A 23,705-nucleotide genomic window follows, 5' to 3' on the forward strand; every position below is an offset into this window, starting at 1 on the left:
ATCATTCATCTTTTTCAGCGGTTATGACCTAATCCCACAAAAAAACCCCTCGAGAGAACTAATCCCATCACATACAGAAATAAAGCAAAATAAGCTGGCAGCAGGTGGATGAAGGTGGTGTAGCCGATGAAAAAGTGGGTGAGGATGCCTGCACAAAAAGCGGGGATCCCGGCTATTAAGAGTGTATACCAAATCCACTTTTCTCCCTGATGAAATCCCCACAAGGAAACCGTAAGCACCAGCAGCCCTACACTAATTAAGGCGCCGCCAAATCCTGCCCGGTCATGGGCGATCAGCGGAATCAGCCTGCTGTTGATGTCATTCATTTGCTCAGGAGTCAGACAAATGAAATCGACATCTGTCGGGACGAAAACATTGGTCACGCCAATGGAGGCGATGACCAGACCGCCAAGGATAAATGAGAAGCCTAAGATGACAAAGCAAAGCTGGCCCCAAAGGCTTTTTTTCCAAGCGGAATCGTTGGTGCGATTTTTTGACCGTGGCGTTCCAACAGCATCTTTTGTTTTTCGAAAACCGATAATAAAAACAGGCAAAAGAATGAGCCAAAAAATGGCGTGAAGCCAATCGAAATAGCCATACCCGATAAACAGCAAGATACCGAAAAAACCAATAATCGCTGCCAAATTAATCGCTCTCCGGGCCCAATGCAATCCGTATCGAACGCCGTACCGGGCCAGCATCATATAGAGAATGCCTCCGGAAATCATCGTACCGGCCAGGGTCATTCGATCATGGGCCATGAAATAAATCACGTTCGGATTAATGGCCATAATTTCCTCACGGGTAAATCCTAAAAAAGCCTCATCATAAGGAAGAATCACGGAAGTCATACTAAAAAGAAGCGCCAGCAAGCCGCCCAATGTAATAAACAGGCCGAATAACCAATACCAAATCCAGCCGGCTAATTTAACCGGTTGTTCATCCAGCTGGTCGACTAATGCTTCATTGATTCGTTTTGGCAGCCCCGGGCCTGACAATACATAGCCGCTTGACAGCATGATCAATTCGGCCCCCTCCTCAAGAAGTGAAAGGGCATCCTCTGGCTCCAAAACACCTCCCGAAATGATGAGGGGCTTTGCAAAACCATTTGATTTCAACATTCGTAAGGAAGAGATGAAATCATTCGTTTGCTTAGGCGGAAATCTTCGGGCACTCCCCGTAATCTTAGAGTTTTCCTCCAAGACAATGCCATCAAACTCGTTTATGGTATAAATCATAGATGGAACGCTGCTTTGTTGGATGGAAAGTAGTAGTGGCTTATTCCCGAGCAAATCCTTTATCGTCTTGATTTCCCCAGTGGTGTATTGCTTTTCAAGGACAAATGCGTCTCCATAGGGAGTCAATGATGGTAATGCAGTTAGCAATTCTTCGAACGCAAGATCCTGACTCATTCGAATAAAAAGCGGCTGACAGAGCGGCTTTAGTGCTGCAAGTTTTTGAAGCGTTTGTTCCATCCCAAGTGATTCGAGTGAAACCGGAAAAAGGATCTCATCATCCTTTACAGAATAATGGGCGGGGCGTACCGAGGCTGGCGCAATTGGCCCGATCTCGATGAATCCAAAGCCTAAGTTGGAAAAAGCAGTGGTTCCCGATAGGAAAGGATCTATTTTTCCGCTTAAGCCGACTGGATTTGAGAAGGTGAGCCCCATGATACTTTTTGAAAGTGCGGGAGAGTGGGCCATATGCCCAATAAATTCAATAAAATGCCCTCCGCCCGGGAGAGAAGCAATCCAATTCATCCCGCGATGGATAAACTCTCTTCCTGCCGCATTCGGCAGCCGCGTTACCACTGGTTTAAACAGTGTATGATAGGACCAATCTGGCATGTCATCATCCCCCATCCTACTTTCGTGCCTTTGTATACCTTAAATATATCAAATCATTGCTGTTATTTGTTTACTTTGTAATAAGAGCATCGGAGTGGAAAGTAAAATACGAATTTACTTGTTGGATTGATGGTACAGATGGTGGTATACTTACATTAATTTATGATTCTTAAGGATGGAAAATATATGAAACCGTTGCAAACTGATAGTGTGATACCTCTGTACCATCAGCTTAAGGATAGATTAAAAAAATCTATCGAAAGCGGACAATGGAAGCCTGGAGATCAGATCCCATCTGAAAATCAATTAATGAATGAGTACAATGTGAGCCGAAATACGGCGAAAAAATCAATTGAAGAGCTTGTCCAAGATGGTCTGCTTTATCGAATTCAGGGGAAGGGCACGTTTGTGGCCAAGCCTAAGCTGCAGCAGTCATTAATGAGTCTATATAGTTTCAGCAAAGTTTTTAAGGAAAAAGGGTTAGTGCCGAAAGATATTATTCTTGAGATTCGAGAAGTCAAGCCGTCTCCGGAAATCAAAGCAGAGCTTCAATTATCAGGCGATGAGACTGTCATTGAAATGAAGCGCCTGCGCTGTGTCGGGGATGACCCATTTACCCTTGAATCTTCCTTCTTTCCAAAAACGGTGGTACCGGAGATGGAGCAATTGAAGAAAGTGGGAGAAACATCTCTTTATGATTTGCTCGAACAGGAGTTTAACATTATTGTTACAAAAGCAAGAGAAGTATTTGAGCCGGTTTTAATCCGGGAGGAGGAGAGTAAATATCTGCAAACTACTGCAGGAAAACCTGCTCTCTTATTGGAGCGAACCGCTTTTGGTGCCAATGGACTTCCCGTGGAATTTTGCCGTTCTATTGTTCGCGGTGACAGATGCCGTTTTTATACAGAACTTACTTAAAAGGATTCATTTACAAAAAAGCCCCCCTGTAAGAAAAAGGCAGGGGTCTTTTTTGTATTCATGCAAGAAAACGTTTATAGAAGAGGTTACGAATACCGGAGGGAAATAAGAAACGAAGTGTTTAGATATTTTTTATCTGTTGGGTTGACCCAACAAGTTGGAGTGTTATAATAAAATTATCAAGTGAATGAACTCATAGCACTAGCCTTTGAGTTTTTCTTCTATTTAACATGTACCATCAACCCATCTTTATAAAGCTTTATTTCTAAATTTATTTCTCCGAGGTGAAGAAGATGAAAAAGGCTATTGGCATTGATATTGGCGGGACCAAAGTTGCGGCAGGCATTATTTCTGAAAGCGGGGAACTGCTAAAGCGTGCGGAAGTCAAAAGTGATGCTTCTGATCGAGAAAAGATGTTTGCCAGTGTAGTAGAAGCGGTGGAGCAGCTTCTTCGTGATTCTTCTTTTTCAATCGCCGACATGGCAGGTATAGGCGTGGGTGTACCAGGCAAGGTTGACCGCGAGAACGGGATTGCCGTTTTCCAAAATAATCTTCCATGGGCGGATTTCCCTGTCAAAGCGCGTTTGCAGGAGCAATTCGGGCTTGAGCGGATTATGCTCGACAACGATGTGTATATGGCAGCGTTTGCCGAGTGGAAAACAGCCGGGGGAGATTGTGAGGAAACGTTTGTCTATATGACTATCAGTACCGGTATCTCCTGCTCCATCATCCACAATGGTTCGTTCTTAAGAGGAGCGGGATTTGCAGGAGAGCTTGGGTTATTTCCGATCCTTTCGAATGCTGCTGGTCGGAAACTGGAGCGGCTGGAAAAGGCAGCTGCCGGACCCGCAATCGAAAAGTTGGCTGCGGAAACATTGCAGGTGGGAAATCTATCGACCAAGGATGTATTCGACCGCTATTTCGCAGGAGTCGAAGAGTATCAGCCGATTATTGATGAGGTGACGGACAACTGGGCACAAGGCCTTTATGCCATTTCCTGCTTGGTGGATCCGCATAAGCTTGTGTTCGGCGGCAGCGTTATCGCTAATAATCCGGGTCTGTTGGAAATAGTAAAGGAAAAACTGAAAAACTATCAAATCACCGAGCAGCAGCATCTCTTAGACTATATGTCTATTAGCACCTTAAAGCAGGATAACGGCGTCGTCGGGGCCGGGCTGCGGGTGTTTGAGGGCTGATCAAACGGGGATCAAAAAAACTAGAGGAATTCGCAAATAAACTGGTCGAATTACCAAATAAACGACAAAAACCCGCAAAAGAGTACGGATTGGAGTCGGAAACTATCAAAAGGAGTGTCATTCATACATGTTTACATTGAGTCAGGAAGAATTACAGGCCATGGGCGCAGCGATTACCACCGCGGAAATCAAGCAGCAGCCTGAATTATGGGCTGAAACGTTGTCTTTATATACTGAAAAGCGTGGGAAAATTGAAGCGTTTTTCCAAAATATTACGGATAAGCATAGCCGTGTTCGCGTCATTTTTACAGGCGCGGGAACGTCCGCTTATGTCGGCGACACCGTGACCCCGTATTTAAAAGGAAAAGTAGATGAGCACAAGTGGGATGTGCAGAGTGTCCCAACTACAGCGATTGTCTCCAACCCGTACCAATTTTTAAAAGCTGATATTCCCACCCTGCTTGTATCGTTTGCGAGAAGCGGCAATAGTCCGGAAAGCGTGGCAACCGTTGAGCTGGCAGAACAATTAGTTACCAACCTGTTCCAGATTACGATTACTTGCTCAAAGGAAGGCAAGCTGGCACAGCGGGCTAAAGGCGATGAGCGCAATCTGTTATTATTAATGCCTGAAAGGTCAAATGATCAGGGCTTTGCCATGACCGGAAGCTACACCTGTATGGCGTTAACAGCTCTGCTCATTTTTGATTCATTGTCCGTGGAAGAGAAAATGAACATTGTCAGTGCGATCGGTCGGATGGGCGAAAGTGTTGTGAACCGGGAGTCTGAGATGCAAAACATGGTGAGTGCTGATTTTGACCGGATTATTTATCTTGGTTCCGGTGGCTTTGAAGGCTTGGCACGGGAAGCGCAATTAAAAATTCTCGAATTAACGGCTGGAAAAATGGCCACTTCCTTTGACTCGTCACTCGGTTTCCGCCACGGCCCCAAGTCATTTGTGAACGAAAAAGCAGCCGTGTTTGTGTTTGTGTCCAACCAGCCTTATACACGACAGTACGATATCGATATGCTAAATGAATTAAAGGATGATCAAATTGCCCAGTCGGTTTATGCAATCGCAGTGGAAGATAAGATCAATTATGATGGCAGCTCCTTCTCATTCGAAAGCAGCGGCAGCATCATTCCGGACGCCTATCTGTCACTGCCGTTTGTCATGGTGGCTCAAACCATTGCGTTGCTTGCGTCAATAAAAGTGGGAAATACACCGGATACTCCATCGCCGACAGGAACGGTCAACCGTGTCGTCAAAGGGGTTATCATTCACGAGTACAAGTAAATCACAGGGCTTTTCCTTGTCTTAATTAGAGGTGCAGGAATGAAACAGTTTATTTATGCAGATAGATTTTTTCTTGAGGAGCAAGTCGCAGGCCCTGGTTTTCTCGAAATCAAAGAGGGGAAATTTGCCGGCTTCTATGAGACGCTCCCGAATAAAGAAGCCAACTTCATAGATCATTCCGGGCATTGGATTGCGCCCGGTTTAGTCGACACCCATATTCATGGCTTTCATAACCACGATATCATGGATAATGATGCGGCGGGGCTGAAGGCGATTTCCGAGGGGCTGCTTTCCTGCGGAGTGACATCGTTTTTGCCGACAACGCTCACCGCTTCGACGGAACTGTTGAATGAAGTGGTTGCGATGATTGGTGAAAATTACGCAAAGGTACAGGGTGCCAAAATAAAAGGCATCTTTTTAGAAGGGCCCTTTTTTACCGAAAAACACAAAGGGGCCCAAAATACCAACTATTTTTGTGATCCGTCGATTGAAAAACTCAAAACTTGGCAGAAGCAATCGAATCACTTTATCAAAAAAATTGCCCTCGCACCTGAGCGGAACGGGGCTTCGGCCTTTATTGAGCATGCCGTAAAAGACGGGGTTGCCGTGGCACTGGCCCACAGTGACGCGACGTATGACCAAGCAAAGCAGGCGGTGGAACATGGTGCATCGATTTTTGTTCATACGTTCAATGGCATGAGCGGGCTGCACCACCGCGATCCGGGGATGGCCGGCGCCGCGATGAATCTCACGAACGTATTTGCTGAAATTATTTGTGACGGGCACCATGTTCATCCTGCCGCAGCGAACATTCTCATGAATGCCCGCGGCCGCAAGGAGGTAGTGATGGTGACTGACTGTATGATGGCCGGCGGCATGCCGGAAGGGCACTATCAGCTGGGGGAATTCCCTGTTGAAGTGAAGAATGGAGCGGCCCGGCTTGAGAATGGCAGCTTGGCAGGCAGTATTCTGCAATTAATTGATGCCGTCCGAAATGTTGTCGACTGGGGGATTGCGGCCCCGGAAGAAGCGATTTATATGGCGAGCACCGCCCCGGCAAAAAGTATTGAGCTTGACAGGGAATGCGGCAAGATTGCTGCCGGCCTCGATGCCGATTTTATTGTGCTTACGCCGGAGCTCGAATTAACCGCCACCTATCTTGATGGTGTCTGCCGGTATCAAGCGGGAAAAGAGGGAGTGCAATGATTTTAGCGGTCACTATGAATCCATCGGTTGATATTTCTTACCCGTTGGCCGAGTTTAAGCTGGATGATGTCAATCGGGTAGAACAGGTACGGAAAACGGCCGGCGGCAAGGGTTTAAATGTCGCCCGTGTCATCCGGCAAATGGATGAGGACGTCCTGGCGACAGGCGTACTGGGCGGAACTTTGGGCGACTATATCATCCAGGAGCTGTCGAAAACGGAGATAGCCAATGATTTTTTAAAAATAAACCAAGAGTCACGCAATTGCATCGCGATTCTCCATGATGGCCAGCAGACGGAAATTTTGGAGTCCGGCCCAACCTTAACAGAAGAGAACGGGGCGGCCTTTGTCAAAAAGTATCAGGAACTGCTTTCAGGCGTCTCGATTGTTACGATCTCCGGCAGTTTACCAAAAGGGTTGGAGCCTGGTTATTATCGACAGTTGGTGGAAAACGGCCGGGAGCAGGGGATTCCTGTGATTGTCGATACATCCGGCGAGGCGCTCCGACAGGTGTTAGTCCATCGGGTAAAGCCTTTTGCCATCAAGCCGAATCTAACGGAGTTGTCCCAGCTTTTGGGCCAGGAAGTGGAGCCGGGAATTGACAGCTTGCAGCAGGCACTGTCCGATGAACTTTTTCAAGGGATTGAATGGATTATGATTTCTCTCGGCAGTGAAGGTGCGTTTGTGAAGCATAGAGCGGATTTTTACAGGGTCACGATCCCGGCGATTGAGGTTGTGAACCCTGTTGGCTCCGGAGATGCGACCGTTGCCGGACTGGCGGCTGCCCTGAAACGGAATCTCCCTGTTGTTGATGTGCTGAAAACAGCGATGACAACAGGGATGCTGAATACGATGGAAGCAGGCACAGGATCGATTAATTATGCGAATTTCAGCCGATTATTTGAAATGGTTCAAATTACGAAGATAAATTCATAGAGGTGATTGTCCATGTTAGAATTAACAACAAATAAATTAGCAGCAATGAAACGTTTATCTGATGAAAATGGGATTATCGGGGCACTGGCAATTGATCAGCGCGGTTCCTTAAAGAAAATGATTGCGGCAGGGAGTGCCAATCCTGTCGGCGATGAGGGGATCATCCGCTTTAAAGAATTGGTGTCAGCGGAATTGACTCCATATGCAACATCCATTCTACTGGATCCGGAATACGGTCTGCCTGCTGCGAGAGTACGACATCCGGAAGCAGGGCTTTTAGTGGCATATGAAAAAACAGGCTATGATGCAACAGCTGTCGGCCGTCTGCCTGATTTACTATCGGAATGGTCGGTTCGCCGTCTGAAGGATGCAGGCGCAGATGCGGTTAAGTTCCTCCTTTATTACGATGCCGATGAAGACGCGGCAATAAATGATTACAAGCATGTATATATGGAGCGGGTTGGCTCAGAGTGTGCGGCTGAGGATATCCCGTTTTTCCTTGAAATTGTCTCTTACGATGCCGCCAATGATGATGTGAAAAGTTTAGAATATGCCAAGGTAAAGCCACACAAGGTGATTGAGGCGATGCGCGAATTCTCCAAGCCGCAATACAAGGTGGACGTATTGAAGGTGGAAGTGCCTGTTGACATGAATTATGTTGAAGGCTTTGGACAGGAAGAAACAGCCTATAGCAAAGAGGAGGCGGCTGCCTGCTTTAAAGAGCAAAGCGCGGCAACCGATCTGCCGTTTATCTTCTTGAGCGCCGGTGTTAGTGCCGAATTGTTCCAGGAAACATTGAAATTTGCCAAGGAAGCTGGGTCTACCTTTAACGGCGTGCTCTGCGGGCGGGCTACCTGGAAGAACGGTGTTGCCCCATTTGCTGAACAAGGAGAAGAAGCAGGTCGTAACTGGCTCCAAGACACAGGCCGAAAAAATATCCAAGAACTAAACGAAGTTCTGAAACAAACAGCCAGCTCATGGTATGACAAGGTATCTAAGTAATGTAGGTAAACAGTTCTCTTACTGAATCAATCAGGCATAGTGGTGGTGGGTTATTTGACCCACCACCACTATGCCTTTTTTTATTAATTAATGAAGTACAAGTTTGTCAGTCAAGTAGAGTTTATGGCGAACAAGATTGAGATTATAATATTTTTTTTCGCGGTTTGTGGCTTTTCTTGGCTTTTGATTTTCGATATTGCGATGGTGATTGATTTGTCACCCTTTTGAATGATTGCGAAAAAAAGGATTGGGAAGAAAAGCCGGTAATCGTTGAAATATCAGAGATTGGATAGTTGGTTGTTTCAAGTAGAATCTTGCTTTCCTTAATCCGTGTTTGAATCAAATATTCAATAGGAGAAACACCAACTGATTTCTTGAACGAATGAGCCAAATAATATTTATTTATATGCCCTGCTTCAGCTAGAATATCCAAATTGATTTCTTCGCGAAAATGCTTCTTGATGTAATTTTTAATGAAGGCGATATCTTTGTTTATCTTTTGAGTGGATGTTTTTTCTAAGGTGAAGGTTTTTTTTCTCATCATAGTCAGCAATAAAATTTGTAAAAGATTTTGTACTATTAGTTCATAATCTTCATTCTGCTGTTGTACTTCTCTTAGCAGCTGTTCTAGATAAAAAAGGTAGGCTCGATGTTCTTGTTTAAAATTATAAAACGAAATAAGTGAATTGGTTTCATTCTGAGATGAAAAAGCCAACCCCTGGATTCCAATGGCAATATACTCTAGCGGATTCCCCGGTGCAGATTTTTCCGTGTGCTCGACATTTGGATTGATGATGACTAAATCATACTCTTTTAAGGCTACCTCCTTTTTATCATAGATAAATGCCCCTTTCCCCTTCGTGATATAAATCAGTTCGGTAAAGTGGTGTGTATGGGTAGTACTGTGCCAATCCTTGTCATATTTCGATTGTGTCACATAAAGAATTTTCGCTGGAAGTTGATCTCGCTGGGATTTTGGTACTTCGTAAATCTCGTTAGACAAATGAACCACTCCTTGATAGAAAGCCCTTTCAATCTATTATATATTATTTTTAGTGGATTTTTATACTAGAAAGCAAGATATATAAAAAAGTGAACAAGATGTTTATTGTGAGAGCGCTTTTATCCTCGTATACTTTAACTGTATTAGAAAATAAAGAATATAAAATAAAAACAGGGGTGTTAATATGAAAAAGAAGCTTTTAATGGCTGGAATGACTGCAGTCCTCTCATTCGGTTTAATGGCTTGTTCGAATGGGGAAAGCACCAGTGGCCAATCAAAGGACAGTTCCAAAGCTGATGGTAAGACAACACTTCAGGTAGCGGCGTTAGAATCAGCATATGGTAAAGAGATGTGGACCAAAATTTCTGATGCTTATGAAACCGCTAACCCTGACGTTAAGATTCAATTGACGGTTGATAAAAATTTGGAAGAAAAAATCAGCCCAAAAATGAAAGCGGGAGATTATCCTGACGTCGTATTATTGGCAACAGGGAGAAAACTAGCCCTGACTGAAACATTAATTAAGGATAAAGCATTGGAAGATATCTCTGATGTATTAGATAAAAAGGTCTATGGTGAGGATGTAACCGTAAAGGATAAGTTAATCCCAGGATTTACAGAAACGCTTGCTACCAATCCATACAACGATAATAAGACATACCTAGCTCCAATGTTCTATAGCCCTACAGGATTATTCTACAATGAAGCTCTATTTAAAGAAAAAGGCTGGGAAGTGCCAAAAACGTGGGACGAAATGTGGGCACTTGGGGAAAAAGCAAAATCAGAAGGAATTTCATTATTCACTTATCCAACCACTGGGTACTTTGACGCATTCATGTACTCTTTATTATTAGAAGCTGGCGGACCGGACTTCTATAATAGTGCAATGACATACAAGGATGGCATTTGGAAGTCTCCGGAGGCAGATCAGGCTTTTGGAATTGTTGGAAAGCTAGGGAAATATACTGCACCAACAACAGTTGCTAATGCAAATGATCAAAATTATAAAAAGAACCAACAATTAATTTTAGACAATAACGCATTGTTTATGCCGAATGGTACTTGGGTAGTGGGTGAAATGGAAGATGCACCTAGAGCAGAAGGCTTTAAATGGGGGATGACCTCTTTACCAGCAATCAAAGATGGCGGCGATCGTTATGCCTTTACTTTCTTTGAGCAAATGTGGATTCCAGCTCAAGCTAAAAATAAAGATGCGGCGAAAGATTTCTTAACGTTCCTTTATTCCGATAAGGCTGCAGATATTTTTGCTGAAGCCGGCGCTGTTCAGCCAATTGAAGGCATGGCAAGCAAGTTAACTGGTGATAACCAATTATTCTACAGCATTTATGACAATGGAGCAAAAGCAGGAATGGGCGGCTTTGCTGCTACAGAAGCCGTTGAAGGTGTAAGCATGGCTGATGCATTGTTTGCAACGATTGACAGTATTGTTTCTGGGGATAAAACAGTTAAAGATTGGCAAGAAGCCGTTGAAGCTGCTAGCGATAAATTACGTGCAGCCCTAAAATAATATGTCTAAAAAGATATAACGGTGAGCGTCATTCTCACCGTTATATTCATTAATAGAGGTGAAGGCAGTGAATAAAACAAAAGAGAAAAGATTTTTTATATTTGTTTGTACAGCCCCGGCACTGATCTTGTTGACGTTATTCATGGTAGTACCCACAATTCAAGTATTTAGAATGTCTTTATACAAATGGGGCGGATTTTCCAATAATCCGGTGTTTGTTGGCTTTGATAATTTTATCAAGCTTTGGGATGATATGAACTTCATCCGATCACTCCAAAATAGCATTGTGTTGATTGTGATGGTAACCATCATCACGATGGTCATGGCGATATTATTTGCGACGTTATTAACAAGAGAAAATATGAAGGGGAACAGTCTTTTTCGGGTAATTTTTTACATTCCCAATATTTTATCAATCGTTGTCATCGCTGGTATTTTTTCGGCAGTATATGACCCAACAACGGGACTACTAAACAATATCTTTAGTGTATTAAAGCTTGAAGGTCTTAAGCAGCTATGGCTTGGGAATCAGCAAATTGCAATTTATAGCATTGGCGGGTCGCTTATTTGGCAGGCTATTGGCTACTACATGGTCATGTATATGTCTAGTATTGCAAGTATTCCGGAGAGTTTTTATGAGGCTTCCTCATTGGAAGGCGCAGGAAGAATTAGACAGTTTTTTAGCATCACGCTGCCGTTAATGTGGCAAAATATCCGTACAACTTTAACGTTTTTTATTATCAGTACGATTAATTTAAGTTTCCTCCTTGTGCAGGCAATGACCGGAGGAGGGCCGGATGGATCCACTGAGGTATTCCTCAGCTACATGTATAAGCAAGCTTACACCAATTCGTCCTATGGGTACGGTATGGCCATTGGGGTGGTAATCTTCTTATTCTCATTCGCATTATCAGCCATTATTAGTTTCGTCACTAAAAGAGAAGTGCTGGAGTATTAAGGAGGTTGCCATAAATGAAACAAGAAAAAGGCATGAGTGCCGAATCATTGTATCGATTTTTTATCTACGTTGCACTAGTCACATTAGCTATTTCTATTATTGTTCCAGTGGGATGGGTCTTTTTAGCATCCATTAAAGAGAACTCAGAGTTTTATGGAAGTCCGTGGACAATGCCTAAAGGGTTTTATTTTCAAAATTTCATAGATGCCTTTGAGAAGGCAAATATGGGAATCTATATGTTAAATTCTGTCATGGTTACTGCCCTCGCTCTAGTAATCTTGTTGGTTGTTGCATTGCCGGCGGCGTATGTCCTTGCAAGATACACGTTCAGAGGTAGTAAACTGATAAACTCGCTGTTCAAAGCAGGATTATTTATTAATGTTAACTATATTGTTGTTCCGATTTTCCTTATGTTATTAGATGGTGATACCTTTTTGCGGGCACAGCTTGGAGACGGATTCCTACTGGACAATTTATTCGTTTTAGCTATCGTTTATGCAGCAACTGCTTTGCCATTTACTATTTATTTGTTGTCTAGCTATTTCCAATCACTCCCAATCACATTTGAAGAAGCGGCACTGGTAGACGGTGCAGGGTATTTCAAAACGATGATTAAGATAATGATTCCAATGGCCAGGCCAAGTATTATTACTATCATCCTATTTAACTTTCTGGCATTTTGGAATGAATATATCATCGCACTGACATTGATTCCTGGTGAAAATAAAACATTGCCTGTTGGATTAATGAACTTGATGGCAGCTCAGAAGTCTGCTGCTAACTACGGCCAAATGTATGCCGGGATGGTTCTAGTCATGCTTCCAACCCTGATTTTATATATATTGGTTCAGAGAAAAATAACACAAGGGATGACTCTTGGGGGATTGAAAGACTAAGAGGTCGAACAGTAAGTATATTGGAGGACTTAATATGGAAAAGAAAAAAGGACGCGTTACTCTACCAAGTGAACAGAATTTTCTAGCCGAAACGAAAGAATTGTTGGAACGCTGGGGTGCGGACGCTATTCGCGACAGTGATGGGACAAAGCTGGATAATGAAATTAAGCAGCTGGATGCGAAAATCTATACAACCTACTTTGTTGCCCGCGCTCATAATGAATTTGCCGAGAAGCATCCAGAGGAATATCAACAGCTTTATCTGATGAGTCAATTCAATACGGCCCATGGAGAGACGCTTGAAATTGACTTTATGAAAGGATATTTCGCAGAACAAGTAAGCCCCGATTACGTCCATAATCCGAAGAAATACTGGGAAGTGATTGACAGAACAACGGGGGCAATTGTGGATTGTAACAATTGGGATGTAGATGAAAAACTTAATCGTATCACTATTTCAAAGGCCATTCCATGGCATGAATATACTGTTTCGTTTTTAGTATTTGTTATCTGGGACCCAACCCAAATGTACAACCATATTACTAATAATTGGGGCGATAAACCGCATGACATCCCGTTTGATGTTAGGAGGCCGCATTCCAATGAATTTATGGCAAGTTATTTAACCCAGTGGCTGAAGGACAATCCAGATACAGATGTTGTCCGTTTCACGACGTTTTTCTATCATTTTACGCTTGTGTTTAATCATCTGGCCAAGGAAAAGTTTGTCGACTGGTTCGGCTACGGTGCTAGTGTATCTGCTGCCGCCTTGGATGCTTTTGAACAAGAAAAGGGCTATCGTTTAAGACCAGAAGACTTGGTTGATCAAGGCTATTACAACTCATCCTTCCGAGTGCCAACTCAGGCTTATTTAGACTATATCGATTTTGTTCAACAGTTTGTGGCAAAAGAAGCGAAGAAGCTTGTGGACATTGTACATGAAAGCGGCAAGGAAGCTATGATGTTCCTTGGTGATAACTGGATTGGTACCGAGCCATACGGCGAGCATTTTGAACAAATTGGGTTAGATGCAGTGGTTGGCAGTGTGGGCGGAGGGGCCACCTTGAGAATGATCGCGGATATCCCGCACGTTCGTTATACAGAGGGCAGGTTCCTGCCATATTTCTTCCCTGATACATTTTATGAAGGAAATAACCCAGTCATCGAGGCTAATCAAAACTGGCTGACAGCCCGAAGAGCGATATTAAGGAATCCGGTTGACCGGATTGGTTATGGCGGTTATTTAAGCCTTGCTTATAAATTCCCTGAGTTTGTGGACTATATTGAAAATGTAACCGATGAATTCCGTGAGATTTATGACAACATTAAGGGAATTAAACCACATACCGGTCTTAAAGTGGCCATTTTGAATTCATGGGGGAAACTAAGAACCTGGCAGACCCATATGGTTGCTCACGCATTATGGTATAAACAAATATATTCCTATTTAGGCGTATTAGAGTCTTTAAGCGGGGCTTCTGTAGATGTTTCCTTTATTAGCTTTGATGATGTCATCCAACATGGGATACCAGAAGATGTTGATGTCATTATTAATGCAGGGGATGCGGGAACTGCCTTTTCTGGTGGTGAGAATTGGAATAATGAAGCATTAGTTACTAAGATTAGGGCATGGGTTCATAACGGCGGCGGCTTTATTGGAATTGGAGAACCGACTGCCTATCATCATGGCGGACGCTATTTCCAATTAGCAGACATATTAGGGGTAGATAAAGAGCTTGGTTTCAGTTTATCAACGGACAAATACTTTACTTCCCCTGTCGAGAAGCACTTTATTTCGGCGGACGCAGATGTGTTTGATTTTGGGGAAAGTATGAAAAATATATACGCATTATCAGAAGAGACTGAGATCATTGAGTACTCTAATGGGGAGATACATTTGTCCAGTCATGACTTTGGTAAAGGAAGAGGCGTATATATTGCCGGACTTCCTTTCAGTGAGGATAACACTCGTCTCTTGATGCGAGCTATGTTCTATGCAGCTAATAAAGAGCGGGAGTTCCATAAATGGCATTCAAGTAATATTTACTGTGAAGTCCATGCATATCCAGCCATCAAGAAAGCGGCATTAGTTAATAACTCCATGGAGGAGCAGACTACCGTGATCTATGATGGAAGCGGCAACAGTAAGGAAGTTACATTAGCTCCAAGTGAAATTCGTTGGGAGGCTTTTTCAGATGAGTCGTAATGCGATCATCATCATCATCAAACTCGTTCTGGTTATCCTTTGTCTGGCGTTAGTCATAATCGGTAAAGAAACGGTGAGCAGGCTTCATTTAGGATTGATGCTGATTGGAGTAGCCGGGCTTCTTGGACTGTTATATGATTATAATCGTAAATTTAATTAAATCTAGATAGAAATAAGCAGCCGTAAAACAATAACAGTCTAACAGCAAGGAAGGGCATGGAGTACCGTGGAGATTTTATCTTCGGCAGATACTTCGTGGCCCTTCTTTTTTTGAATTTGTAGAATTATTAAAAAAAAGCAAGAAACATAAAAAACAAGACAATATTTTGATTGTGGAAACGCCTCATTGTCAGTAGCCTTATATATATGGAAAAGTATACCTGTCTAACATTTGGTCCTGACCGAAGGCTGTGATGCAGTTGATTATTGTCCGGCTTTTCTAATAGAAAGGGGGAGTGAAACATGTTGGATCGTTCCAAATCTACTAGCAGGTATTACTTTTAAACTATTATACATAAACTAGGAGGGAAGACATTGCGCATAAAGCATATTAAGAAATCCTTTAGTACTTTTCTTGCTCTTATGTTAATTTTGCCGACATTTCTAACAGGATTTGTTTCGCCGGCAAAAGTAGCCGCCCAAGTAACCAACCCATGGGTGACCATTTCAAATGGTGGAAATGAAATCAATCAGGTTGTCGAACAAAATGACAAAACTTATGTAAGACTTGGCAGTGGCGTAGGTAATGACAATGTAAATAAACCAGCTATTTTTCGAGAAAATGGTGATAAAGGTCAAGAAACTGGCATAATGGATTATACCTTTATCCCGGAAACTAAGGGTGAAACTACACGATTTGGATTAATGACTCATTACAAGGATTCAAAAAACTTTGTATTTGTGGGTTATGACAAACAAGGTTGGTTCTGGGAGTATAAATCCGAAGGTCAAGGGAAATGGTTACAAGAAAGACCAGATGTAGCAATACCACAACCTGGTAATGAATATACAATTAAGGTTGAGTACAGTGGAACTACCTTGAAAGCTGCACTAAATGGGAAAGATTTATTTGGCGAAATCAAATTAGATGATGCAGCAGCAAATCTTGTTGATGCCCCAGAAGCATTAAAATTAGGACAATATGGCGAAGAGAATTCCCAAGTCCTTCTAGGTTTGGAAAAATCAACTGAAACGCCAGTGGAACCAGGAACAGAAGAACCGAAACCAGGTAAGCCAGGATGGGAAGAAGGCCCAATTACCATCGAAGATAACCAATTAGAAGAGGGCGATTTTAAGGTTATCCAAGGTAATGGTTCATTAACCTATAACGAAGATGGTTCTGTAACTTTCCATGCTCCATCCGGATCTGCGAAAAATAAAATTGTTTATAACAAGATGCCAGAACTATTTCAAGGTTCTTTTGAAGTAGATGTTAAAGCTGATTCAGACTTAACACGATTCGGTTTAATTTATCGTGTGTTAGACGGAGCAAACTATAATTATGTTGGTATCGGTGATGCCATCAATCAATACTTTATGGAAATATTTGGACCTAAAAATGCATGGAGTTCAATGGCAGCTGGTCCTGAATTTAAAGCTGGTCAAACTTACAGAATGAAAGTAGAATTTGCTGATAATAATGCTACTTTATATATTGATGATAAAAAAATTAGTACTTGGACTTTGGAAGGCGGCGTAAGTGATCCAGGTCTGATAGGGTTTGAAAAGAGCCGTGGTTCAAAGGCAACCGCAATTACCTTCTCAAATTTAAAAATAGAGGGTATTGTGCCGCCGCCACCACCAGAAGAAGATACTTTGAGCTCTAAATCCATGGATGTCTTGATTGGTACGCATTTCCCGCGGGTTATTGAATATCGAGTGGGAGATAAAGTCTTGGATGGACAAAAAACAGCTGTAGACCAATTAAAGATTAATGGAAAGCTCTATACTCCTGAAGTAAAATATGAAAAAGTAAGCAAGAATGAAGCAATTTACAAACTTTCCATCAATGATGAACATGATGAAGGCATCGATGCGAAAATAATTGTATCCTTAAAAGTTGTTGACAATAATGTTGTCTTCACTTTTGATGAGATTACAAACAAAGGCGAAGCGAAAATTAGCACCATTGATTTGGCAGGTATGAATTTTATCTCTGTAAATTCAAATCAAAGCGGAGCAAAAGCCCGTTTAACGAATATCAGTACTGATGTGAATGTATCTGGTGATACAGATGTAATCGTAGATGCATCAATGACAGGTGTAGGAACAAGCAGCTCCTATTATGTTGGTGTGCTTTCAAATGACGAATTAAGTGCAACAATTTGGACAAGTTCCGAAGCGAATGGAAATAAAAACTTACTTGCTAACCGTTATGTAACGGAAGATGGTGTAAAAGCACTTGGTTTAGGATCAAACACATTTACTTATCATCATGAAGAAATGAGTGCACCAACGTCCACTCCAACTGTAAAAGTGGCGATCGCTGAAGATTTAAACGGTGATCATGTAACAGATTGGCAAGATGGCGCCATTGCCTACCGTGATATTATGCAAGACATTTTCGGCTGGCAAGATGTGAATAATAAAGTGGGAACTCGAATTGTCATGAACTTTGGTTCTCAAGTGCAACAACCATTCCTTAAAACATTAGACAATGTGAAGAAAGTAGCTTTGGCAACTGATGGTTTGAGACAATCCGTCTTGTTGAAAGGATATGGTAATGAGGGACATGATAGTGCCCATCCAGATTATGGTGATGTTGGGGAACGCATGGGTGGAGTAACAGACTTAAATGCATTGATTAAACAAGGTGCCAACTATAATGCTGAATTTGGTGTCCATATCAATGCACAAGAAACCTATCCAGAGGCTAAGGCATTTAGTGATAAATTAATCCTTGGTGTCGATAAACAGGGATGGGGCTGGCTAGACCAAGGTTATGTAATTGATAAAATGTATGATTTGTCTTCAGGATTCCGTGGTGAAAGATTGGATCAATTAAAAGCAGCGGCACCTGGTCTTGCATTTATCTACTTGGATGTGTGGTACCAAGATCAATGGGAATCCAACCGGATTGCTGATCAATTCTTTGAAAGAGGCTGGAGGATGACAACAGAATTCCCTAATGTGATGCACAACTACTCAACATGGGAACACTGGTCAACCGATAGGAATTATGGTGGTAAAACACTAAAAGGGAAAAACTCAGAATTACTACGCTTTATTAGTAATCATCAAAGAGACTCTTGGGTAATGAATAATCCGGTCTGGGGTGGAACAGCTGATAACCCATTACTAGGCGGATTTGAATTAGCTGGTTTTGAAGGCTGGCAATCCGATAAGAACTTTGATAACTTTATCAAAATGACGTTTGATACCAATATTCCAACTAAATTCTTACAAAAATACTATATTACAAACTGGACGGATGTTGAGGGAGATCGGTCAAAAACCAATCTTGAAAAAGAGATCCGTTTAAAAGATCCAAGCAATGATGATGTAGTCGTTGTATCCCGTAAAGATAACTCCAGAGGGCGTGTAATTTCTTTAAATGGAAATGTGGTGTTAGATGAACACACATACCTGCTTCCATGGGTAGATCAAGACTATAAGAAGGCAACGCCTAAAGCTGAAAAATTATATCACTGGAATTTAGACGGTGGAGAAACCACTTGGACACTTCCAAATGATTTTAAAGGCTTATCAAGTGTTAAAGTTTATAAGTTAACGGATCAAGGTAGAACGGATATGAAAGAAGTCAAAGTAGTTGATAATAAAGTAACTTTGACAGCTGAAGCAAAAACACCATATATCGTCGTGAAAGGTGAAAGTAAAGGTATTGAAATTAACGAATGGAGTACAGGTGCCCATATTTATGACACTGGCTTCAATTCGGCAACAATTGACGATAAATACACAACAGCAACTGGAGATAAAGAAGCTGTAAGTGTTGAAAGAACAGCTCAAACAGGTGAGGCTCGTAATTTGAGCAGCGGTGATTATTACCTGAACTTTAACAGCCCAAGTAAGGATACAAAAGTTAGCCGCACCATTACCGACCTTGAGCCGGGTAAAGACTATGTCGCTGAAGTTTATGTAGATAACCAAAGTGATGTAAAGGCATCGATTAAAGTAACAGGCGGAGTGAAAGATGTAAGTAATTACACCCTTCGCAGCTTACAAAAAAACTATGTAAAAGCTGACTCTCATGCAACAAATGATGGCTATAACAGCAAAATGCAAAGAATGCAAGTAAGCTTCACTGCTGCATCTGATACTGCAACATTAACTCTTAGCCGCAAAGCTGGAGAAGGTTTTACCAAATTTGATGATATTCGAATTGTTCAAAAATCATTAAAGAATGAAGTGAATGCTAGGGTATTTGAACAAGACTTTGAAACTATTGTTCAAGGAATCTATCCTTTTGTCATTGGTAATACAGAAGGTGTTGAAGATAACCGGATTCACTTATCCGAACTTCATAAACCATTTACTCAAAAAGGCTGGGGCGGCCGTGTTGTTGACGATGTAATCGGTGGTAAATGGTCCGTAAAAGTGAATACTGGAAATGCCGGATTACTTTATCGGACAGTCCCGCAACATTTCCGTTTCGAACCAGGGGTAAACTATAAGGTATCGTTTGACTATCAAACCACAGCAAATAAAGCATATCGTTTTATTTCCGGAGATCAAGAAATTGATGCAAGGAATATTAACGGTGCAGCTGGTTTGGCTGTAAACGAATTAATACCAGCTTCTAAAAATACAAGTAGAGTTGAATTTTCAGTTACCGGTTCCGAAAATGGACAAACCTATATTGGTTTATTTAGCGATGGAACAAGTATTAATATGGGTACAGGTGCAGGAACATTTATCTTAGACAACTTACGAATTGAGAAACTTGCTCCTGGCTTGAGCGTTAAAAATACAACCATTTATGCAGAAAAAGAATTGGATTTAAAATCTTTAATTACCTTCGCGGAAAATTCAAAAGGTAAGGATGTAACTGACAAAGTTATCATCGATGCAGGTGATTTTGATCCAACAACACCAGGTGATTACACGATTACATTCACTCTTAAAGAAGATGGTTTTAAAGATGTAGTTCATACGGCAACTGTGACTGTTGAATTAAAACCAAGCAATTGGTACAGTGGCAAAGGCGCACCAAAAGATAGTGTTGGCAAGAAAGGCGACTTTTATCTTGATGTAACCACCGATGAACTTTACCAAAAAGGTGAAGAAGGTTGGAAATTAATCGGCAGCTTTAATGAAAATGAATCAAAAGGAACTACTTGGTTAGTAGGTAAAGGACAGCCAGATGCAAACGTAGGTAAGGCTGGCGACTTGTATTTAGATACAACAACTGGTGATGTTTACAATAAAGAAAAAGAAACAAAGGAATGGAAATTAGTAGCTAACCTAAAAGGTCCTGCTGGTGAAAACGGTCAAGATGGATCTATTTGGTTAGAAGGTAAAGGGGCACCAAGTAAGGATGTAGGTAAGTCCGGTGACTTATATCTGGATAATGCTACTGGAGATGTATACCTAAAATCCAAAGAAGAAGGATGGAAATTCGTAACGAATTTACAATCCTCTGATGAGGATAAGCTTTCTGGCTGGGTCCTTGAAAATGGGGTATGGTATTTCTACGATACGAAAACTGGAGAAAAGAAAACCGGCTGGTTTAATGACGGTGGTACTTGGTATTACTTAAATAAATCAGGTCAAATGCAGACTGGCTGGCTGCAAGAAGGATCCAAATGGTATTACTTAACTAGCAGCGGTGCAATGAAAACGGGCTGGCTGCAAGAAGGATCCAAATGGTATTACTTAACTAGCAGCGGTGCAATGAAAACGGGCTGGCTGCAAGTGGGATCCAAATGGTATTACTTAACTGGCAGCGGAGCGATGAAAACGGGCTGGCTGCAAGAAGGATCCAAATGGTATTACTTAACTAGCAGCGGCGCAATGAAGACAGGCTGGCTGCAAGTGGGATCCAAATGGTATTACTTAACTAGCAGCGGCGCAATGAAAACAGGCTGGCTGCAAGAAGGATCCAAATGGTATTACCTCAATTCCAGCGGTGCAATGCAAACTGGATGGGCCACCATCTCTGGAAAGCGGTACTATTTTAATAGTAATGGGGTATTAAAGTAGAATTGTAGAACACGTTCCATGAAGAAGGATGGATGGAAAGCTTAATCATGTTATAGAAAAACCCGAAGACTAGATTTTAGTCTTCGGGTTTTTCTAGTTGAGTATGTTTAATGATTTATAGATTTTTTTGATAATGCCACGTTCTACAATAAATGATAAGGACTGGTGCAGAACGAAGGAAGTAGCAAAGGAGGGCGCTTCCGCTTTTTTAACGATTAATTTATTTCTATACGGGTAAATTATTGTCAAGGTAACGCAATGATTTTTATATGGAAGGGGTGCTTTAAAGATGAGGAAGTCTGGATGGATATATAGTTTGATTGTTGCTTTGATTGCTGCCCTTATGCTGGCTGCTTGTCAGGCTGGGCAACAGCCTGGAAAAAATGAGTCAAAATCGACCGAACAGAATGGGGATAAAGGGGAGGATAGTAAGCAGAATACGGGTGTGACGAAGACAAAGGAAAAATTGGCTGACACCAATTATCAATCCTATCAGCATACGGATTACAAAGGTAAGGTTGCACCAAGGTTTGCCGCCGACGAGCTATCCAAGCCCCCATCAGGGAATTGGGTAACGAATGGCGGAGATATCCACAACAGCCGCTATTCTCCACTGGATCAAATTAAGACGGGAAATGTAAAAAATTTAAAAGTGGAATGGGTCACGAGTCTAGGTTCCGGTACTCAATTTAAATATTCGGGTGAAGCGACACCGCTTGTCTATGATGGCGTGATGTTCACCATTACTGGAGCGAATCAAGTCCAAGCGCTTGATGCCAAAACGGGAAAAATGATTTGGGAATACCGTCCGCAGCTTGCTGACGAATTAAATACGGTCTGCTGCGGATGGACAAGCCGCGGAGTTGCACTTGGAGATGGAAAGGTATTTGTCGGGCTCCTCGATGCAAGACTGGTTGCCTTAGATCAAAAAACCGGGAAAGTGGTTTGGGAGACACAGGTCGAAAATTGGGAAAAAGGTTATACGATTACAAGCGCTCCCCTCTATTATGATGGCAAAGTCTACACAGGAATTGCCGGGGGCGAATATGGAATTAGAGGGTTTGTCGCCGCCTATGATTCAGAGTTGGGCAGACAAATTTGGCGACACTATACCCTGCCTGCACCGGGTGAAAAAGGGAGCGAAACCTGGCCGGAGGGAAGCAGGACTTGGCTGACAGGCGGAGCGCCGGTATGGCAGACGCCAGCTATTGACCCGGAATTAGGCATGATTTATTTTTCAACTGGGAATACATCCCCAGACCTTGATGGCAGTAACAGGGAAGGAGATAATTTGTTTGCCAACTCCGTTCTGGCCCTGGATGCCAATACAGGGGATTATAAATGGCATTTCCAGGAAGTACACCATGATATTTGGGATTTAGACCCGGCCAACCCGGTTGTTTTATATGATGTAGAAATGAATGGTCAAATGAAAAAGGGAATAGCACAAGCCGGAAAAACAGGATGGCTCTATCTTTTAGACCGCACAAACGGAAAACCGCTTGTAGGGATTGAGGAAAAACCGGTTCCGCAAAATGCGAATCAAAAGACATCCCCAACTCAGCCCATTCCAATTGGAGATGCCTTTGTACCGCAAAAGGTGACGGAGGAAGATGTGAAACGCGATTTACCACCAGATTTTAAAGGAGATTATGGCAGTATTTTTACTCCGTTCTGGGATAAGCCGCTAACTCTTAAGCCTTCGCCTCAAGGAGGGGCAAACTGGCCGCCATCAGCCTATAACCCGAACACCGAGTATTTTTACGTGTTAGGAAATGACAATTATTTTGCCTTTGCTCATTATGGAGAAGATAAAGATGAGCGATTTAAGGAAGGGAAAGAATGGATCGGCAGTGTCTGGCAGCCAGTTGAAAACTCTCCAGGCCGCGGCACCGTGACTGCCCTCGATATTAAAACGAATAAAATCGTTTGGCAAAAGAAGTGGGATGCAATTGCCTACAGCGGTATTTTAACCACAAAAGGAAACCTGGTTTTCACCGGGCATAATGACGGGCGGATTATTGCGTACGATGCGTCCAATGGTGACCAAATATGGGAGTTTAAGACCGATGCCGGAGCAAATGCTCCGCCAATCACCTATGAAGTGGACGGAAAACAATATATCTCCATCTATGCTGCCGGAAATACACTAGCAGGTTCAAAACACGGAGATAAAATCTATACATTTTCATTAGAGGGTAAATATGGTGCTGTAAAGGATATTCCAAAGAAAAAAATCAATGTATCACCTGTCAAACAGACGGCCGCTGATAAAGAAAAGCAGCAAGCTGCCGACCAAAAGAAAACAACAAAAGAGGAAACCAACGTGGCAGCCGGAGAAACAGTCTATAAAAATAATTGCTTAGCTTGCCATGGTGCTGAAGGTGCTGGCGGACACAATGGTCCAAATCTTCAGCAGACGAAAATGGATTTGAATGCCATCATTAAACAGGTGAAGAACGGAAAAGGCCAAATGCCGCCATTTAAGGATACATTGTCAGATGATGAGATCAAAGCGGTATCGGAATATGTAAAGGGCCTTGGCGGCAAATAA

The 23,705-nt window shown here is 42.4% G+C and carries 15 protein-coding genes and 1 pseudogene; 14 read left to right on the forward strand and 2 right to left on the reverse strand.

Annotated features, from left to right (window positions below):
* Positions 1-14: 14 nt before the first annotated feature.
* A complete protein-coding gene (locus ACO1D1_RS16840) occupies positions 15-1,847 on the reverse strand; it encodes a dihydroorotate dehydrogenase (RefSeq protein ID WP_423336515.1) in 1,833 nt (610 codons plus the stop codon).
* Positions 1,848-2,033: 186 nt separating this feature from the next.
* Here ACO1D1_RS16840 and ACO1D1_RS16845 point away from each other — a divergent pair, with 186 nt between their 5' ends.
* The 6 genes from ACO1D1_RS16845 (at position 2,034) to lacD (ending at position 8,398) form a co-directional block, all read left to right on the forward strand.
* Positions 2,034-2,765 carry a GntR family transcriptional regulator gene (locus tag ACO1D1_RS16845; RefSeq protein ID WP_423336516.1) on the forward strand — a complete coding sequence of 244 codons (732 nt, stop codon included), beginning with the start codon at positions 2,034-2,036 and terminating at the stop codon, positions 2,763-2,765.
* Positions 2,766-3,058: 293 nt separating this feature from the next.
* Complete coding sequence (locus ACO1D1_RS16850) at positions 3,059-3,961, forward strand: ROK family protein (RefSeq protein ID WP_423336517.1); 903 nt, start codon at positions 3,059-3,061, stop codon at positions 3,959-3,961.
* 127 nt (positions 3,962-4,088) lie between these two features.
* Complete coding sequence (locus ACO1D1_RS16855) at positions 4,089-5,255, forward strand: SIS domain-containing protein (protein ID WP_423336518.1); 1,167 nt, start codon at positions 4,089-4,091, stop codon at positions 5,253-5,255.
* Positions 5,256-5,294: 39 nt separating this feature from the next.
* Complete coding sequence (gene nagA / locus ACO1D1_RS16860; RefSeq protein ID WP_423336519.1) at positions 5,295-6,461, forward strand: N-acetylglucosamine-6-phosphate deacetylase; 1,167 nt, start codon at positions 5,295-5,297, stop codon at positions 6,459-6,461.
* Positions 6,458-7,396: a tagatose-6-phosphate kinase gene (gene lacC / locus ACO1D1_RS16865; RefSeq protein WP_423336520.1), complete on the forward strand. Its 939-nt coding sequence runs from the start codon at positions 6,458-6,460 to the stop codon at positions 7,394-7,396. The genes nagA and lacC overlap by 4 nt, the downstream gene beginning before the upstream one ends.
* Before the next feature lie 12 nt (positions 7,397-7,408).
* A complete protein-coding gene (gene lacD, locus ACO1D1_RS16870; RefSeq protein WP_423336521.1) occupies positions 7,409-8,398 on the forward strand; it encodes a tagatose-bisphosphate aldolase in 990 nt (329 codons plus the stop codon).
* 142 nt (positions 8,399-8,540) lie between these two features.
* Here lacD and ACO1D1_RS16875 read toward each other — a convergent pair whose 3' ends face one another.
* Entirely contained in the window at positions 8,541-9,401 is an 861-nt protein-coding gene (locus ACO1D1_RS16875; protein ID WP_149871913.1) for an AraC family transcriptional regulator, read from the reverse strand.
* Between the two features lie 184 nt (positions 9,402-9,585).
* Between ACO1D1_RS16875 and ACO1D1_RS16880 the strand changes: the two genes are divergently transcribed.
* From ACO1D1_RS16880 to ACO1D1_RS16915, 8 genes and pseudogenes are all read left to right on the forward strand, one after another.
* Positions 9,586-10,929 (forward strand): carbohydrate ABC transporter substrate-binding protein, encoded by a 1,344-nt coding sequence (locus ACO1D1_RS16880; RefSeq protein WP_423336522.1) that lies wholly within the window; start codon positions 9,586-9,588, stop codon positions 10,927-10,929.
* A 67-nt stretch (positions 10,930-10,996) separates the two neighbouring features.
* On the forward strand, positions 10,997-11,887 hold the full coding sequence (locus ACO1D1_RS16885; RefSeq protein WP_423336523.1) for a carbohydrate ABC transporter permease: 891 nt from the start codon (positions 10,997-10,999) through the stop codon (positions 11,885-11,887).
* 14 nt (positions 11,888-11,901) lie between these two features.
* A complete protein-coding gene (locus ACO1D1_RS16890; RefSeq protein ID WP_423336524.1) occupies positions 11,902-12,783 on the forward strand; it encodes a carbohydrate ABC transporter permease in 882 nt (293 codons plus the stop codon).
* A gap of 34 nt (positions 12,784-12,817) precedes the next feature.
* Complete coding sequence (gene gnpA / locus ACO1D1_RS16895) at positions 12,818-14,989, forward strand: 1,3-beta-galactosyl-N-acetylhexosamine phosphorylase (RefSeq protein ID WP_423336525.1); 2,172 nt, start codon at positions 12,818-12,820, stop codon at positions 14,987-14,989.
* Entirely contained in the window at positions 14,979-15,149 is a 171-nt protein-coding gene (locus ACO1D1_RS16900; RefSeq protein ID WP_423336526.1) for a DUF6903 family protein, read from the forward strand. Before gnpA ends, ACO1D1_RS16900 begins: the two co-directional genes overlap by 11 nt.
* 374 nt (positions 15,150-15,523) lie before the next feature.
* A pseudogene (locus ACO1D1_RS16905) lies at positions 15,524-19,918 on the forward strand (endo-alpha-N-acetylgalactosaminidase family protein); the annotation flags it as partial.
* Between the two features lie 192 nt (positions 19,919-20,110).
* Complete coding sequence (locus ACO1D1_RS16910; protein WP_423336534.1) at positions 20,111-21,151, forward strand: hypothetical protein; 1,041 nt, start codon at positions 20,111-20,113, stop codon at positions 21,149-21,151.
* A 289-nt stretch (positions 21,152-21,440) separates the two neighbouring features.
* A complete protein-coding gene (locus tag ACO1D1_RS16915; RefSeq protein WP_423336527.1) occupies positions 21,441-23,705 on the forward strand; it encodes a PQQ-binding-like beta-propeller repeat protein in 2,265 nt (754 codons plus the stop codon).

The organism is Neobacillus sp. 19 (assembly GCF_049463095.1).
Taxonomy (GTDB): domain Bacteria; phylum Bacillota; class Bacilli; order Bacillales; family Cytobacillaceae; genus Neobacillus.

Bases quoted from the DNA above. Each gene is read 5' to 3' on its own strand.
- ACO1D1_RS16840 (WP_423336515.1), bottom strand. From the start codon at position 1,847: ATGCCAGATTGGTCCTATCATACACTGTTTAAACCAGTGGTAACGCGG.
- ACO1D1_RS16845 (WP_423336516.1), top strand. From the start codon at position 2,034: ATGAAACCGTTGCAAACTGATAGTGTGATACCTCTGTACCATCAGCTT.
- ACO1D1_RS16850 (WP_423336517.1), top strand. From the start codon at position 3,059: ATGAAAAAGGCTATTGGCATTGATATTGGCGGGACCAAAGTTGCGGCA.
- ACO1D1_RS16855 (WP_423336518.1), top strand. From the start codon at position 4,089: ATGTTTACATTGAGTCAGGAAGAATTACAGGCCATGGGCGCAGCGATT.
- nagA (WP_423336519.1), top strand. From the start codon at position 5,295: ATGAAACAGTTTATTTATGCAGATAGATTTTTTCTTGAGGAGCAAGTC.
- lacC (WP_423336520.1), top strand. From the start codon at position 6,458: ATGATTTTAGCGGTCACTATGAATCCATCGGTTGATATTTCTTACCCG.
- lacD (WP_423336521.1), top strand. From the start codon at position 7,409: ATGTTAGAATTAACAACAAATAAATTAGCAGCAATGAAACGTTTATCT.
- ACO1D1_RS16880 (WP_423336522.1), top strand. From the start codon at position 9,586: ATGAAAAAGAAGCTTTTAATGGCTGGAATGACTGCAGTCCTCTCATTC.
- ACO1D1_RS16890 (WP_423336524.1), top strand. From the start codon at position 11,902: ATGAAACAAGAAAAAGGCATGAGTGCCGAATCATTGTATCGATTTTTT.
- gnpA (WP_423336525.1), top strand. From the start codon at position 12,818: ATGGAAAAGAAAAAAGGACGCGTTACTCTACCAAGTGAACAGAATTTT.
- ACO1D1_RS16900 (WP_423336526.1), top strand. From the start codon at position 14,979: ATGAGTCGTAATGCGATCATCATCATCATCAAACTCGTTCTGGTTATC.
- ACO1D1_RS16915 (WP_423336527.1), top strand. From the start codon at position 21,441: ATGAGGAAGTCTGGATGGATATATAGTTTGATTGTTGCTTTGATTGCT.